Source organism: Nonomuraea sp. NPDC050328 (assembly GCF_044459405.1).
Classification (GTDB): Bacteria; Actinomycetota; Actinomycetes; order Streptosporangiales; family Streptosporangiaceae; genus Nonomuraea.
The window spans coordinates 680055-695826 of the sequence record NZ_JBITIW010000003.1; the positions used below are offsets into that span (position 1 = coordinate 680055).

Sequence of the window (15772 nt, forward strand, 5' to 3'; positions counted from 1 at the left end):
TGTCCTGTGGACCTGGTGGAAACCCTGAGCGAGGGCTGCCGCGTGCTGACCGGCGGCGAGCCGTACGCGCGCGACAGCGCCCCCTTCTGCCCGGCGGGCCTGCCCGCCGCCGTGGCCCTGCCGACGAGCGTGGCCGAGGTCCGGCACGTGCTGGAGGTGAGCGCGGCCTACGGCGTGCCGGTGGTGCCGCAGGGCGCCCGCACCGGCCTGGCCGGCGGCGCCAACGCCGTGGACGGCTGCGTCGTGCTCAGCCTGACCGGCCTGAACCGCATCCTGGAGATCGACCCGGCCAACCGGCTGGCCCGCTGCGAACCCGGCGTCACCACCCGCGCGCTGCAGGAGGCGGTCGCCGCGCACGGCCTGCACTACCCGCCGGACCCAGTCTCCCGCGACACCTGCACGATCGGCGGCAACATCGCCACCGGCGCGGGCGGGCTGTGCTGCGTCAAGTACGGCGTCACCGGCGACTACGTGCTCGGCCTGAGCGTGGTCCTGGCCGGCGGGCGGCTCGTGCGGACCGGCCGCAGGACCGTCAAGGGCGTGGCCGGGCTCGACCTGACCAGCCTGTTCGTCGGCTCCGAAGGCACGCTGGGGGTGATCGTCGAGGCGACCCTGGCGTTGCGGCCCGCCCGAGGGCCGGTGCGCGGCCTGCTGGCCCAGTTCGGGAGCGCCGCCGAGGCCGGCGAGGCGGTCGCCGCCGTCGTCGCCGCCGGGCACACCCCCTCGGCGCTGGAGCTGATGGACCGGCACGTGTGCGGCGCCATCCGCGACCTTGGCCACGACCTGGCCGCCGCGCCCACCCTCGTGGTCGAGTGCGACGACGGCAGCCTGCCCGACATCGCCGAGTTGATCGGCGGCACCGCGACCGAGCACGCCCTGGAGCTGCGCCGGTTGATCGCCCCGGCGATGGGCCGGATCATGGCCGGGATGCCCGGCCGGCCCACGGCCTTCATCGAGGACGTCGCCGTCCCGCGCAGCGAGCTCGCGGCGCTGATCGACCGGGTCGAGACGATCGCCGCCCGGGCCGGGCTGTTCATCGGCACCACCGGCCACGCCGGCGACGGCAACCTGCACCCGATCGTGCTCTTCTGCGCCGACGACCCCGCCGCCGTCGCCCGCGCCTCGGCCGCCTACGACGAGATCATGGCCGCCGGGCTGGAGCTCGGCGGCACGATCACCGGCGAGCACGGCGTCGGCCTGCTCAAGCGCGACTGGCTCGCCCGCGAGCTCGACCCCGCGGCCTTGGAGCTCCAGCGCGGGCTCAAACGGCTCTTCGACCCCGCCGGACTGCTCAACCCGGGCAAGGTGCTCCATGTCTGATCCGATCCCCCGCGCCACCGCGCGCGAGAACGCCGCCCTGGCCGCCACCTTCTACGCCCCCAGCCTGCTGCGCGGCACGATCGCCTCGATCCCCGCCGCGCACACCCTCACCACCCGCCTCGGCACCCTGGGCCGGGCCCAGCGGGTGCTGGCCCGGCTGCGCGAGCGGTACGGCGAGGCGGTCCTGACCCGCGGCCCGGCCGGGCACACGCTGCTGGTGCTGGGCCGCGACGGGGTGCGCCGGGTGCTGGAGGCGCCCACCGACCTCTACACGCTGGCCAGCAAGGAGAAGGTCGCCGGGCTCGGCCCCTTCCTGGAGGGCACGCTGCTGCTGTCGTCCGGCTCCGACCGCGAGGCCAGGCGGGCCTTCGTCACCGACGTGCTGTCCCAGCTCGAACCGCGCTTCGCCGAGGTCGCCCGCGAGGAGGCCGCGGCGCTGGTGCCCGGCGTGCTCACCTACGCGCGGCTCAACGACGCCTGGAACCGGGTCGCGCGCCGCTGCATCTACGGCGACGGCGCCCGTGACGCGGTCGAGCTCAGCCGCCTGCTGGCCGCGCTGCGCGGGGCGGGCAACTGGATGGGCCTGCGGCAGGCCCGCCAGCGGGAGCTGTCGGCCCGCTACGACGCGCTCATCGCCGCGCACCTGCGCCGGGCCGAGCCGGGCAGCCTCGCCGGGCTCACCGCCGGGCTCGCGCCCCGGCCGCCGGTCTGCCCGGTACGGCAGGCGGCCTTCTGGCTGATGGGGTTCACCGTGCCGCCGCCCGGGCTCATGCAGGCGCTCGCGCTGCTGGCGGGGCGGCCTGCCGTACCGGGTGGGGACGATCCGCGGGCCGTCCTGCTGGAGGGACTGCGGCTGTGGGCGCCGGTGCCGGCGCTGATGCGGACACTCACCGAGGACACCACCTGGGAGGGCGCGCCCTTGGCGGCCGGGACCAGCGTGCTGATCCCGCTCGTGCTGCACCAGCGCGATCCGTCGCTGCCCTACGCCGACCGCTTCACCCCGGCGATCTGGCAGGACGGCACCGCCGAACGCGAGTGGCTGCTCGGGCCGTTCAGCCGGGGCGACGGCCGGTGCAAGGGCATGGAGCTGGCCCTGCACACCGGCTCGGCCTTCCTCGGCGAGCTGATGGCGCGGGCCGCGATCCGCGGGCCGTGGTTGCCCGACCCGCTGCCGCTGATGCTGGACACGCCCCGGCTGCGGCTGACCCTGGAGGAACGATGAGCGGCTGTCTCGACGAGCACGGCGGCGGCGCCCCGGCCGGGGTCGCCGAGCGGGAGGCGCGGCTCAAGGCCGCCGCGCTGGAACTGGCCCGCGTCGCCGAGCGGATCCGCGCGACCGGTGAGCGCACGGCGTCCGCCCTGCTCGACCCCGTTCTGACCCGTTCGGCCCTGGCGCGGCCGGTGAGCGCGCTGCGCGTGCACGCGGCGCTGCTGCAGGCGGTCACCAGCCGGCGCGGCCTGGGCTTCGCCTTCGGCGGGACCCTCGCCCGGCTCGGCGGCGTGGCCGGCATGGAGAGCCTGGCCCGCCAGGTGGCCGTGACCTCGCTGCGGCTGCGCATCGCCGCCGTCGCGCTCACCCACCCCGAACTGCTCACCGACCCGGCCACCCGCGCGCTGGTCGACGCCGCCACCGGCGACCGCGAGATCGAGGCCGGCCGGCTGCTGCGGGCGATGGTCGCCGAGCGCGGCGCCTCAGAGGCGATGTCGGCCGTCGCGCCGATCATCATGGAGGTGCTGGCCGCGCGGGCGCTGGTGGACGAGAACCCGTTCAACGACGGGTGCGGCTGGGCCATCGCCACCGGCCGCCGGCCCGACGCCGAGCCGCTGCTGGGCCTGGCCACCCGCGCGATCACCCGCTGGGACCGCGGCGAAGGCTCGGCGACCCCCGCCGACGCCCCGCCCGGCCTGGCCACCCGCGGCGGTGTGCTCGGCTTCCTCGGCAACATCGCCGCCCTCGGCACCGACGGGCGCGTGCTGCTGCAGGAGGTCGAAGGCGGGCGGTACGTGCTGCACGCGCCCGGCATGGGCTTCGGCCGGCCGATCAACGACACCCCGCAGGACTTCGTCGGCGCCGGGCGCAACGCCATGCTGAACGACTCGCCGTACGTCCGGGCGCTGGCCAAGGCGATCCGCGCCTTCGGCGTGCCCGACGGCGCGCCGCTGGCGCTGATCGGGCACAGCGAGGGCGGCGCGGCCGTCATGAACCTCGCCCAGAACCCGGCCTTCTGCGCCCGCTACCGCGTCACGCACGTCGTCTGCGTCGGCTCCCCCATCGACTTCAAGGTCTGCGCCGACCCCGAAACCTGGGTCGCCTCCGTCACCAACCAGCACGACATCGTCCCCGCGCTCGACGGCCTGGGCACCGGGAGCTGCTTCGCCGACCTGCACCCCGGCTGGTACGTCGTCGACTACACCCACCCCAGCCACCGCTTCCCGCAGTGCCACAGCATCGGCGTCTACCTCGCCGACCTGCGCGAACACCTGCCCGCCGCCCGTGCCCACCTGGACGAACGGCTCGCCGCCTACCGCGGCGCGGTGCTGCGCTCCCAGGTGTACCGCCTGCACGACCGGGAGGCCCGATGAACGCCCTCGTCCTGCGCCTGCGCGGCGACGCCGCCGAGCTCGCCGAGCTCGCCCAGCGGCTGCGCGGGGTCGCCGCCGCCCTCACCGACCCGCCGCCGTGGCTGAGCGCCGCCCTCACCGACCACGTACGGCGGTGCGAGCGTGCCTCGGGAGATCTCGCCCGAGCCGCCCAGGAACTCCACCGGCACGCCGAAACGTCCTTCCTCCACTAGAGTCTTGGGTGAATCGGGCGTTTGACTCTAGGGGACGAGACCGGGTTGGGGCGCGACAACGGCGAAGGGAAGGCGGCGGTGGGACAGCAGGGTCCGCTGACCCCCAACGACCCCGCCACCATCGGTCCGTACCAGCTGACCCGCCGGCTGGGCACGGGCGGCATGGGCACGGTCTACCTGGCCCGCCGGGCCGACGAGGCGGGCGAGGGCGGCGGCGCGGCGGGCCAGGTGGCGGTCAAGGCGATCCGCCGCGACTACGCCGCCGACCCGGTCTACCGCGAACGCTTCCACGAAGAGGTCTCCAACGCGCGCCGGGTGGCCTCGTTCTGCACCGCGCGCGTGCTCGACCACGGCGAGGACGACGGGGTGCTCTACCTCGTCACCGAGTACATCGACGGCGTCTCGCTCGAGGACCACCTGCTGGCGCACGGCGCGCTGCCGCACTCCATGCTGCACTCGGTCGGGGTCGGGGTGGCCGCGGCGCTCACCGCCATCCACGCCGCCGGGCTCGTCCACCGTGACCTCAAGCCGGCCAACGTCATGCTCACCCTCGCCGGGCCGCGCGTGATCGACTTCGGTCTGGCCCGTTCCACGCACCTGGGCACCCGGCACACCAACGTCGGCATGGTCATGGGCACGCCGGGGTGGATCGCGCCCGAGCAGGTCTTCGAGGGGCGCACCAGCCCGGCCGCCGACGTCTTCGCCTGGGGGTCGCTCATCGCCTACGCGGGGCTGGGCGGGCACCCGTTCGGGGAGGGCGACGCCTACGTCATGGCCGCCCGTGCCCGGACCGCGCCGCCCGACCTGCGCGGGCTGCCGGCGCCCCTCGACCGGCTGGTCGCCGCCGCCATCCACCCCGACCCGTCCCGGCGGCCCACGGCCACGCAGTTGCTGCTGGAGCTGGTCGGCGCCGAGGGCAGTGGCGCCCAGCAGGCGGCCACCCGCTTCCTGACCGACTCCTGGGACCCGGCCGCCTTCCCCCACCCCCGCCCGAGCCACCCCCAGCCACCCCACCGCCGCCCCGCCCCCGACCCCCGCCGCAACCCCGACCCCCGCCACACGCCCGACGCCCACCGCGGCGGCCCCGACCCCCGCCACGCCCCGCACCGCGGCCCCGACCGTTACCCCCGCACGGACGCCCCGCCGCCGCCCCCTCCCGGCAGCCGCGGCCCCTCCCCCGTCCCCCCGCCGCAAGGTCTGGGCACCGGCCAGTTCCCCGAACAACACCCCCACCCCCAGAACGTCCCCCCTCCCGCCCCTCTGGCGGGCCCCCCGGCCGGCCCCCACGGCGGACCGCAAGGTGGACCGCAGGGTGGCCCCCAAGCGGGACCGCAGGGTGCGCCGCCCCTGGGCGGGCCGCAGGGTGGGAGCCAAGGTGGACCTCAGGGCGGCCCGCAGCCCGGGCCTCTGCCGGGTGGGCCGCAGCCCGGTGCACAGGCCGGGCCGCCACCCGGGGGACCGCAGCCCGGTGTACAGGCCGGGCCGCCACCCGGTGGACCGCAGCCCGCACAGGCCGGGCCGCCCGCCGGTGGGCTGTCGCCTGGGCACACCGGTTCCGGCCGGCTGCCGCAGCCGCCTCCGGGCGGTTACCCCGGCGCGCCTGGCCACACCGTCACCAGCCACTCCGCCCCACCGCCAGGCGCCCAGCCCGGCCACCCTCCGGCAGCCCCGGCGGGCGGCCCTCGGCCAGGCCCCCCCACCGGCCTGCCCTCGGGCGGACCCGGTGGCCCCCGGCCCGGCGCCGGCGGGCCCGTGGGACGGCGTGGCGGTGGTGGCCCGGGACCCAGCGGGACGGCGCGGATGCCGCACCCGCACGGCCACACCGGCAGCGGCCGCCTGCCCCAGCCGCCCCCCTTCACCCCGCCCAAGACCAGAAGGGGCCCGAGCGGCGGCTGCCTGGCGCTGATCCTGATCGCGGTGGTGATGCTGGCCATCGTGATCGGCCTGGTGTCGATGTTCTTCCGCTCCTCCGCGGTGAACGCCGACACCCCGACCGCCCAGGACGGCAAGCTGACCTTCGCCGTCACCAGGTCGAGCTGCGCCAAGGCGGCCAAGTCGGCCGCGACGCGCACCTGCACGGTGAGCATCCGGGTGCGGAACGTCGGCCAGGAGGGCCGGGTGGTGTACCCGGGCTTCCAGAAGCTGGTCGACACCAAGGAGGCCCGCTACGCCGCGGCCCGGCTGCTCGACCGGGCGGGCAAGGCGCTGACGCCGACCCGGGTCGAGCCCGGCGGTTCGTTCGCCGCGACGCTGGAGTTCCTGCTGCCGAGGAACAGCCGCCCGCACAGCCTGGAACTGCACGACTCGGCCCTGAGCCGGGGCGTCCGCCTCCCGCTCGCCTGACGCACGGCCAAGCGGTGGTCAGGCGGTGGCGCGCTTGAGGAGTTCGGGCTCGGTGATCGGCTGTTCGTGGGTGCCGGCCGAGGTGCAGGCGTGCGCACCGGCCAAAGCGCCGTAGCGGACGCATTGCTCCACCGACGCGCCCCGCAGCCTGCCGTACAGGAAGCCGGAGACGAACGCGTCGCCCGCGCCGTTGGTGTCGAGCACGGGCCCGGGCAGCGGTGCGGCGGGGAAGGCGCGGACGGCGCCGCCGCGGGCGAGCACGAGACAGCCGTCCGCGCCCCGCGTGCAGACGACCAGTCCGGCCCGGCCCAGGCCGAGGATGGCGCGCATGGCGGCCTCGGGGTCGCCGAGGGCGGTGGCGCTGAGGAAGACCAGGTCGGACTCGCGCGCGAAGTCGAGGTGGTAGGGGTTGACGCCGTCCCAGTCGTGCAGGTCGGTCGAGGTGGGGACGCCGTCGAGGTCGGCGTAGACGTGGCGGGCGAAGTCCATGATGGAGACGTGCGCGTGCCTGGCCGGGACCGCGTACAGGTCACGGGGCAGGCGTTCGCCGGGGGTGGGGCGCGGGTCGTGCAGGGAGGTGCGGCGGCCCGCCGGGTCGACGAGGAGCACGCTGCGGCGGGTTCCGGCGGCGGCGGGCGCCCAGGCGAAGTCGAGGCCGGACAGGCGGGCGCGGATGAGCTCACCCTGAGGGTCCTCGCCGATGAGGTCGGCGAACCGCACCGACAGGCCCAGCGCGGCGGCTCCGAGGGCGACGCCGGCGCCGGTGTTGCCGATGCGGTCGATGATCGGGGGCACGGGGTGGGTGTCGGCGTCGGGCAGCGGGAGGGCGGGCACCTGGACGGTGCTGTCCACGCCGGCACCGCCGATGACGAGCAGGTCGATCACGGGACGTCCAAACCGGAGAAGGGTGAGGCCGGCTCGCGGGCGCGGAGCTCGGCGGGTGGGTCACCGATCGGTCCGCAGGCGGGCGCGGAGCTCGGCGGGTGGGTCACCGATCGGTCCGCTGGCGGGCGGAGCCGAAGCAAGGACGGGTCAGCGGTTGACGAGGGGGCCGGAGCCGGTGGAGCCGCGCACGACGAGCTCGGGCTGGAAGATGAGCTCGATGTGCCGCGCGGGCGCCCCGTTGACCTCTTCGAGCAGGGTCTGGACGGCCGCAGACGCCATCGCCCCGATGGGCTTGCGGACGGTGGTGAGGGGCGGGTCGGTGAAGGCGATGAGCGGCGAGTCGTCGAAGCCGACGACCGACACCTCGCCCGGCACCGACAGTCCCCGCTCGCGGCAGGCGCGGATCGCGCCGAGGGCCATGAGGTCGCTGGCGCAGACGATGCCGGTGCAGCCGCGCGCCAGGAGCTGCGCGGCGGCGGCCTGCCCGCCCTCGACGGAGAAGAGCGAGTGGGACACCAGGTCGTCCACGTCGGGAGCGCCCAGGAGCTGGGCCATCGCCTGCTTGTACCCGTCGATCTTGCGGATGACCGGCACGAACCGCCGGGGTCCGAGGGCCAGGCCGATGCGCTCGTGCCCGAGGTCGACCAGGTGCTGCACGGCCAGCCGGGAGGCGAGCCGGTCGTCGGGTGAGATGAACGGCGCGTCGATGCGGTCGTTGTAGCCGTCGACCAGCACGATCGGCAGGCCGCGGTCGATGAGCCGGGTGTAGCGGTCCATCCGCGCGGTGGTGTCGGCGTGCAGGCCGGAGACGAAGATGATGCCGCTGACGCCGCGGTCGACGAGCAGTTCGGTGAACTCGTCCTCGGGCGCGCCGCCGGGCAGCTGGGTGCACAGCACGGGCGTGTAGCCGTGCTGGGTCAGCGCCTTCTCGATGGCCTGGGCGAAGGCGGGGAAGATGGGGTTGTCCAGCTCAGGGGTGACCAGCCCGACCAGCCCGTTGCTGCGCTGCCGCAGCCGCTGGGGACGCTCGTAGCCCATGAGGTCGAGCGCGGTCATCACCGCCTGCCGGGTGGCGTGGGAGACGCCCGGCTTGCCGTTGAGCACCCGGCTGACGGTGGCCTCGCTCACTCCGGCCTGGGCGGCGATGTCGGCGAGACGGGCATGGCCATTCATGAGGGACACTTTACGCAACCCTGCCTCTCCACCACGTGGTGGAATCAAGCGATTCCGGCGTGTCGCTGGAGAGCAGCACCTCGCCGCGGACCAGCCCGGCGGTGGAGCCGGTCAGGTTGACCGAGCAGACGAAGTCGCCGCGGGAGAACAGCAGCGTGCCTTCGGGCGAGGCGTGCCAGGTCAGCGGCCCGTCGAGGGTACGGCGAAGCCGCAGCGCCGCCTTGTACAGCTCCAGCGTGGAGCCGGCGGCCCCCTGCTGGGCCTCGACGCTCAGCTCCGACCAGGCCGCCGGGATGGGCAGCCACGGCTCGCGCCAGCCGAGGTCGCGCGTCCAGGGCAGCGGCACCCGGCAGCCGTCGCGGCCGCTGTCGGGGTCGCGCAGCCGCTGCGGGTCGCACAGCACCTCTTCCGGCAGGTCGAGCACCTCGGGCAGGCCGAGCTCCTCGCCCTGGTAGACGTAGGCCGAGCCGGGCAGCGCCAGGGTGAGCAGCCCGGCGGCGCGGGCGCGGGCGAGCGAGCCGTACCGGGTGACGTGCCGCTTGACGTCGTGGTTGGACAGCACCCAGGTGGTCGGGGCGCCGACGGAGCCGGCGGTGGCCAGCGACTCGTCGATGACCTGGCGCAGCGGGCCGGCCTGCCAGGGGGCGAACAGGTAGTGGAAGTTGAACGCCTGGTGCAGTTCGTCCGGCCGGACGTAGTCGGCCAGCCGGGCCGGGGTGGGCGCCCACGCCTCGGCGACGCCGATGCGCTCGCCGGGGTAGGAGTCGAGGATGCGCCGCCAGCGGCGGTGGATGTCGTGCACCTCGTCGTTGTCGAAGTACGGGACCGGCTCGGTGCCGATCAGCCGGACCTGGTCGGGGTGGCCGATGTCGGGCAGCCCGGCGGGCTTGACCATGCCGTGCGCGACGTCGATGCGGAAGCCGTCCACGCCGAGGTCGAGCCAGAAGCGCAGCACGGAGTCGAACTCGGCGTGCACCTCGGGGTGGTCCCAGTTGAGGTCGGGTTGCTCGGGCGCGAACAGGTGCAGGTAGTAGGACCCGTCCGGGGCCTGCGTCCACGCCGGGCCGCCGAAGATGGACTCCCAGTCGTTCGGCTCGTCGCGGAAGATGTAGCGGTCCTTGCCGCGGCCCTGCAGCGCCTCCTGGAACCACGGGTGCGCCGAGGAGGTGTGGTTCGGCACGATGTCGATGATCACCCGCAGCCCGAGCCGGTGCGCCTCGTCGATCAGCGCCTTGGCGTCGCCCAGCGTGCCGAAGAGCGGGTCCACGTCGCGGTAGTCGGCGACGTCGTAGCCGAAATCGGCCATCGGCGAGGTGAAGAAGGGGGTCAGCCAGACCGCGTCGACACCGAGGTCCTTCAGGTACGGCAGGCGGTCCCTCGCCCCGACGAGGTCGCCCACCCCGTCGCCGTCGCCGTCGGCGAAGCTGCGCACGTAGATCTGGTAGATCACCGCGTCGCGCCACCACTCCGTCATGGTTCCCCCGTGTCCTGCTCTCGACTGTGCCTGGAATTCCTTTCCGCAAGTTTACGCAAACCGTTTCACCCGTCAGCCCCATGTCCGAAATATGGGACAAAAATATGAGCCCTGATGATTTTTTGGGTTATCTCTGGACACCCACGGTGAACGCGCGATGTACTACCTCATCAGTCACTCGCGCAAGGTAGGGCGCATGAGCACGGTCGTTCTCGACAAGGTGACCAAGGTTTACCCAGGCGGCCACCTGGCAGTCGATCGAGTCAGCCTCAAGGCCGACAACGCGGAGTTCCTCGTACTTCTCGGGCCCTCGGGCTGCGGCAAGTCGACGCTGCTCCGCATGATCGCCGGCCTGGAGGAGGTCACGGAAGGTGATCTCTGGCTCGACGGGCGCATAGCCAACGATCTGAGCCCTCGCGAGCGCGACGTCGCCATGGTCTTCCAGAACGGCGCCCTGTACCCGCACCGCACGGTCCGCGGCAACATGTCCTTCCCGCTGGAGATCGCCGGCGAGGACCCGAACCTCACCCGCGAGCGGGTGGTGCAGTTGTCCAAGGCGCTGCACCTGGACGAGACGCTCGACCGCCGCCCGGGAACGCTCTCCGGCGGCCAGCGCCAGCGCGTGGCGATGGGCCGCGCCATCGTGCGCCAGCCCAAGCTCTTCCTGATGGACGAGCCGCTGTCCAACCTGGACGCGGGGATGCGCACCGAGTTACGCATGGAGATCTCCTCCCTCGTCCGCTCGCTCGGCGTCACCACCATCTACGTCACGCACGACCAGGTCGAGGCGCTGACCCTGGCCGACCGCATCGCCATCCTCAACCGCGGGGTGCTCCAGGACGTCGGCACCCCGTCGCAGATCTTCAACGACCCGGCCACCGCCTTCACCGCGAGCTTCCTCAACTCCCAGCAGCTCAACCTGATGACCGCCGGGGTGCACACCCCGCAGAACCAGTACGTGCTGCTCGACCTCGGCCCGCACTCGATCATCCTGCCTTGGAGCGATCCGCGCGCCTACGCCACCTCCCAGTACGTGGGCAAGGACATCCTCATCGGGATGCGGCCCGACGGGCTGGCGCCGGTGCCGGAGAGCTTCGAGGGCCCGGCCATCTTCGGCCGGGTGCGCGCTCTGGAGTACCACGGTCACGAGTGGCTGGCCTACGTCGAGTGCGGCATCCCCTCGATGCCCGTCCCCGAGCCGCCCGACCCCCGGGTGGCGGCGCAGGCGGCCAAGCAGGAGGCGGGCGGGCTGCGCGGCATCATGCGCCGCATGTTCGGCTCCGAGCAGGAGCTTCTCCCGCAGCAGGAGCAGGTCGGGCAGAACGTCGGCGGCATCCATCGGCGCTCCGACGTCATCGTCCGGGTGGGCAGCCGCCCGGTCTGGCGGGTGGGCGACCCGGCCAAGGTCGGCATCGACCTCAGCCGGCTCATGCTGTTCACCGTCGACGGCGCGCGCATCGACCCGCCCCGCCGCTGAACCGACGCTGAACCGCCACTGAACCGCCGCTCGATCCAGCGGGGCCCGCTCAGCACTCGGCGAGCTTGCTCACCACCCGCACGAGCTGCACGGCACGTTCCAATTCGGCCCGATGGTACGGCGGGCCGTCCCCCCGGGCGACCACCAGCGTCAGGCCGCCGGCCGGCAGCGCCAGGTAGGCCAGCCCGCCCTCGCTCAGCGTGCTGGGCCGCAGCACCTCGGGCAGCTTGACCTGCTCGGGGGCCAGCGGGCTGCGCAGCCGTACCTCCTCGCCCAGCAAGGCGGCGGCCCACTCGCCGGCGCACAGCGCGGGCAGGGCGTCCACCAGGGTGGCGTAGGCGCGCGCCGGGTCGGCGGCGACGTGCCAGAGCAGGTCGTAGTCGGGCGCGGTGCCGGGCACCTCGCGGGTGGCCCAGACACCCTCCACGCGGATGCCGGGCACGCCGGTGAGCCGTTCGGCCACGGTCTCGGGACCGCCCGAACCTGGCCAGTTCACCACGAACTCGTCCACCGCGCGCCCGGCCTCGCGTTCGAGCACCGTCACCTGCAGGATGTCGGCGCCCAGCACGCCCAGGGCTCGGGCCACGTGCCCCAGGCCGCCGGGGCGGTCCGGGAGCGAGATTCTCAGTCGCAGCAGCATGTCGATCGTCCTCTGCTCGTTCTCGCGAACCACGGTGCCGCAGGGAGGTTTCCGTCGGGTTCCGTAGGTGTTTCACCAGGATGAGGCCCCGCGTGCCATGGGTCCATGACGGTCCGGAAATCGCGTGGCAAAGCTTGGCCGGCTGCCGCCAGGATGGAGGGCGTGCGGTTGTGGACGGTGCAGCACCGGGCGGTGCTGACGGAGCTGGCGGGCGGGCTCACCGGCCGGTGGGAGCGCGTCGTCCCCACCTGGCTGCCCGCCTACGCGGAGATGGTGGCCGAGATGGCCCGGCGCGGGGTGGACTGCGCCGGGAACGCGCCCATCTGGGCCTGGCCGGGCCCCGACCACCGCGGCGAGCGCGTGCAGCTCACCGCCGAGCTGCTGGTGTGCCCCAGGACGCCGGAGGAGTACGAGCAGTACGTCATCCTCGACCTGCGGGTGCCCGAGCCGCTGGTCGTGCTCAGCTCCTACGGCCGGTGGAACGATTTCCTGGAGGCGCAGTTCGCCGGCCGGCCGGACGCGATGGACTGGACGATCGACCCCGGCGAGCGGAAGCGCTCCTACACCGCCGGGGTGCAGGCGTGCCTGCCCCGGCTCGACCCGGCCTGGGTGCTGGGCAGCCGGGTCTGGACGGCCGCCTAGCGCTGGTAGGCGCCGGCGTCGGGGCTGGCGCCGAGTTCCTTGCCGAGCACGTCGCGGGCGGGCCCGCCGTACCACGCGGCGCCGAGCCGGGTGGCGCGGCCGATCGCCGGTGAGCCGTCGCGCAGCCGCAGGTCGGTGGCGGAGACGAAGAGCGGCTTGGCCACGACCGAGGTGCGGTGCACGCGGAAGCGGGCGGTGCGGCCGGAGAAGACGTTGCCCGCCTCGTCGGCGCCCTTGCCGTCGGCGTAGCCGATCTGGCCGGCCACCGAGATGACGTTGTTCCGCAGCCGCAGGATGGTCGGCGAGCAGCCGTCGTGGCAGGACCAGCCGATGGTCTGGCGGCCGGGCAGGTTGACCGAGTTGTGCACGGCGACGGTGCCCTTGACCGGGCCGACCACGTGGCCGGGACCGCGGGTGACCAGGAAGCCGGCCCGCGCGCGGGAGGAGGTGACGACGTTGAAGGCGAAGACGTTGCCGGTGGCGGTCTTGCCCTTCTCCGCGCCGAGTTCGGTGAAGGTCTCGTTGTCGCGGGCGATGTTGTGCGTGACGCGGTTGCGGTCGCCGTTGAACACCTCGACCGCCGCGCCGTCGCTCTTGTAGTCGAAGCTCTTGGCGTAGCTGCCGGTGATGGTGTTGCCGGTGATCAGGTTGTCGTCGCCGTTGAGCAGCACGCCGAAGGCGCCGGAGTCGTCGTCACCGCCCTCGGTGTTGACGCTCATCCGGTCGTTGCGGATCAGCTTGCTGTCGCGCACGACGTTGCGTGAGCCGATGATGTGCACCCCGGCGATGTTGCGGTCGGCGTGCACGCCGGTCAGCTCGTTGCCGTTGCCGCCGAGCTCGAAGCCGGCCCAGCGGCAGTTGCTGGCGCGCAGGCCGCTGATCCGCCAGTGGTCGCCGCTGACCGTGACGCAGTCACCGGTGATCTTCGGGCTGGCGCCCTCGCCGTAGGCCTGGACGACCAGCGGCCGGGCCGCGGTGCCCTTGGCGGCCAGGGTGAGCGCGCCCTCCCAGCTCCCGCCGCGGCGGAAGCTGATCGCGTCGCCGGGCTTGAGGTCGGCGGTGTTGACCTTGTCCAGCGAGCGCCACGGCTTGGCCGCGCTCGTGCCGGCCGCGTTGTCGTCTCCCTGGCGCGAGTCCACGAAGTACGTCGTGCCCGCCGTACCCGATTCCGACAGGGGTACGGCAGGCATGAGCAGGAGCGCCGTCAAGGAGATCGCCTTCATGACGGTGCAGGTTACAGCGGTCCAACCCCGCTGGCGAGCCGCCAGATCCGCAGCGCAGGACCTTCACAGGGAATTCGGATCTCGGCGAGGTCGCCGGCGTGGTAGACGCCGGTCGCGGTGCCGGTCAGCGGCAGCTCGATCTCGGGGCCGGGCGCCCGCCGGACCGCCACGAGCAGCGACTCCGCCTCGGTCTCGCGCAGGAAGACCAGGCAGTCGGCGTCGGCGTGCAGCCAGCGCAGCCCGCCGTGCCGCAACGCCGGTTCGGCGCGGCGCAGACCGAGCAGTTCGCGGTAGGCGGCGTGCGTCTCCTCGTCGCGCTCGCGGGTCCAGGGCATCGGCGTGCGCGAGTGCTCGCCGTTGATGCCGGTCAGCCCGAACTCGCTGCCCGCGAAGACCATCGGCGTGCCGGGCAGCGTCGCCTGCAGGCCGAGGGCCAGCAGGTGCCGCTCGCGGGAGCCGGTGACCGTGCGGATGCGCGGCGAGTCGTGCGAGTCGAGCAGGTTCCACGAGTGGGTCAGCGCCTGCCACGACATGCCGGCCGCGAAGGCGCGGAAGGTGGCCAGCGTCTGCTCGCCGTCGCGCAGCGGCACGTCGCCGGGGACGCCGAGGAAGGTGTCGAGCCCCGGAGCCTCGCCGCGCAGCCACGTCCAGACCGGCCGGGTGAAGCCGGCGTAGTTCATGGTGCCCTGCCAGCCGCCCCGGTCGAGGTCGGAGGCGGCGTCGTGGTTGTGCTCGGCGATGAAGGCCACGTCGCCGACCGCCGCGCGCAGCGAGCGGGCCACGTCGTGGGCCAGGTCGTCGGCGCGGAAGCGGCCGCTCATGTTGGCCACGTCCACGCGCCAGCCGTCCAGCACGCTCAGCCAGCGGGTGAGCACCTCGGTCATGCGCTCGCGCACCAGCGGGCTGTTCCAGTTGAGCTTGGGCAGCGTCTTGACGCCCCACCAGGACTCGTAGTCGCCGGTGTCGGGGTCGAAGTAGAACATCTCGCGCTCGGGCGCGTTGACGTCGGAGACGGCGGTGGTGAACCACTCGTGGGCGTCGCCGCAGTGGTTGGTGGTGATGTCGCCCAGCAGCCGCATGCCGCGCGCGTGCACCGCCTCGGCCAGCCGTTCCAGCGCCGCGTCGCCGCCGAGCACCGGGTCGACCCGGTCGAAGCTGGAGGCGTCGTAGCGGTGGTTGGAGCGGGCCGGGAAGAACGGCGTCAGGTAGACGGTGTCGGCGCCGAGCGCCTGGATGTGGTCCAGGTGCTGGGTGATGCCGTCCAGGTCGCCGCCGTAGAACTGCTCGGCGACGCCGGGGCCGCGCGGGATGACCGGGTCGGTGTCCCACTGCCGCGGCAGCGCCCAGTCGGGCATCTTGCCCTCGGGGTCGGAGCGCGCGAAGCGGTCGGGGAAGATCTGGTAGACGATGGCGTCCTTGAGCCACTCCGGCGGGGCGGGGTGGGCCACCAGCCGGAAGTCGGTGCTGTCGGGCACGTCGTGGTCCACCGGCCCGGCGGCGGTGAACCAGCGGCCGTCGAGCAGGAAGCGGTAGGGCGTCACCGGGTTGTGGGCGGTGATCTCCGCCTTCCACCAGGTGTCCGCCGCGCCGTACCCGGCCACGGGCCGGCCGGTGCGCTCGTGGTCGACCTCGGCGGGGGTGTAGCGCGGCTCGCCGTCGTGGACGGTGCGCACCGAGACGCTCTCCACCCGGTACGGCACGCGCAGCCACACGGTGACGCGCTCGCCGAGCCTGGGGCTGAGCGTGGAGACGTACAGCGCCGAACCGTCGTGGTGCGGCTGGTCGATCAGGCCGATCATG

Annotated in this window: 13 protein-coding genes; 7 read left to right on the top strand and 6 right to left on the bottom strand. The window is 73.9% G+C overall.

The window, feature by feature from the left end; genetic code table 11:
* The first annotated feature begins 6 nt into the window (after positions 1–6).
* The 5 genes from ACIBG7_RS14660 (at position 7) to ACIBG7_RS14680 (ending at position 6458) form a co-directional block, all read left to right on the top strand.
* Positions 7–1320, top strand: coding sequence for an FAD-binding oxidoreductase (locus ACIBG7_RS14660; RefSeq protein ID WP_397336476.1), 1314 nt, complete (start codon positions 7–9; stop codon positions 1318–1320).
* Positions 1313–2542 carry a cytochrome P450 gene (locus tag ACIBG7_RS14665; protein ID WP_397336477.1) on the top strand — a complete coding sequence of 410 codons (1230 nt, stop codon included), beginning with the start codon at positions 1313–1315 and terminating at the stop codon, positions 2540–2542. Before ACIBG7_RS14660 ends, ACIBG7_RS14665 begins: the two co-directional genes overlap by 8 nt.
* Positions 2539–3903 carry a hypothetical protein gene (locus ACIBG7_RS14670; RefSeq protein WP_397336478.1) on the top strand — a complete coding sequence of 455 codons (1365 nt, stop codon included), beginning with the start codon at positions 2539–2541 and terminating at the stop codon, positions 3901–3903. Before ACIBG7_RS14665 ends, ACIBG7_RS14670 begins: the two co-directional genes overlap by 4 nt.
* Positions 3900–4115 carry a hypothetical protein gene (locus ACIBG7_RS14675; protein WP_397336479.1) on the top strand — a complete coding sequence of 72 codons (216 nt, stop codon included), beginning with the start codon at positions 3900–3902 and terminating at the stop codon, positions 4113–4115. Before ACIBG7_RS14670 ends, ACIBG7_RS14675 begins: the two co-directional genes overlap by 4 nt.
* Before the next feature lie 78 nt (positions 4116–4193).
* The gene (locus tag ACIBG7_RS14680; RefSeq protein ID WP_397336480.1) at positions 4194–6458 is read left to right on the top strand and encodes a protein kinase; all 2265 of its coding nucleotides are present in this window, start codon (positions 4194–4196) and stop codon (positions 6456–6458) included.
* A gap of 18 nt (positions 6459–6476) precedes the next feature.
* Here ACIBG7_RS14680 and ACIBG7_RS14685 read toward each other — a convergent pair whose 3' ends face one another.
* The 3 genes from ACIBG7_RS14685 to ACIBG7_RS14695 all read right to left on the bottom strand — a co-directional run bounded on the left by ACIBG7_RS14685 (position 6477) and on the right by ACIBG7_RS14695 (position 9990).
* A complete protein-coding gene (locus ACIBG7_RS14685; RefSeq protein WP_397336481.1) occupies positions 6477–7343 on the bottom strand; it encodes a PfkB family carbohydrate kinase in 867 nt (288 codons plus the stop codon).
* 147 nt (positions 7344–7490) lie between these two features.
* On the bottom strand, positions 7491–8516 hold the full coding sequence (locus ACIBG7_RS14690; RefSeq protein WP_357931046.1) for a LacI family DNA-binding transcriptional regulator: 1026 nt from the start codon (positions 8514–8516) through the stop codon (positions 7491–7493).
* Between the two features lie 10 nt (positions 8517–8526).
* Positions 8527–9990 (bottom strand): glycoside hydrolase family 13 protein, encoded by a 1464-nt coding sequence (locus ACIBG7_RS14695; protein ID WP_397336482.1) that lies wholly within the window; start codon positions 9988–9990, stop codon positions 8527–8529.
* A gap of 196 nt (positions 9991–10186) precedes the next feature.
* On the opposite strand from ACIBG7_RS14695, the gene ACIBG7_RS14700 reads away from it, so the two are divergent.
* Entirely contained in the window at positions 10187–11467 is a 1281-nt protein-coding gene (locus tag ACIBG7_RS14700; protein WP_357931051.1) for an ATP-binding cassette domain-containing protein, read from the top strand.
* 49 nt (positions 11468–11516) lie between these two features.
* Here ACIBG7_RS14700 and ACIBG7_RS14705 read toward each other — a convergent pair whose 3' ends face one another.
* Complete coding sequence (locus ACIBG7_RS14705) at positions 11517–12107, bottom strand: amino acid-binding protein (protein ID WP_397336483.1); 591 nt, start codon at positions 12105–12107, stop codon at positions 11517–11519.
* A gap of 162 nt (positions 12108–12269) precedes the next feature.
* Here ACIBG7_RS14705 and ACIBG7_RS14710 point away from each other — a divergent pair, with 162 nt between their 5' ends.
* Positions 12270–12749, top strand: coding sequence for a hypothetical protein (locus tag ACIBG7_RS14710; RefSeq protein ID WP_397336484.1), 480 nt, complete (start codon positions 12270–12272; stop codon positions 12747–12749).
* Here the strand turns inward: ACIBG7_RS14710 and ACIBG7_RS14715 are convergent.
* Entirely contained in the window at positions 12746–13972 is a 1227-nt protein-coding gene (locus ACIBG7_RS14715) for a hypothetical protein (RefSeq protein WP_397336485.1), read from the bottom strand. The genes ACIBG7_RS14710 and ACIBG7_RS14715 overlap by 4 nt on opposite strands.
* Before the next feature lie 11 nt (positions 13973–13983).
* Positions 13984–15771 (bottom strand): glycoside hydrolase family 13 protein, encoded by a 1788-nt coding sequence (locus tag ACIBG7_RS14720; RefSeq protein WP_357931061.1) that lies wholly within the window; start codon positions 15769–15771, stop codon positions 13984–13986.
* Between the last annotated feature and the right edge of the window lies 1 nt (position 15772).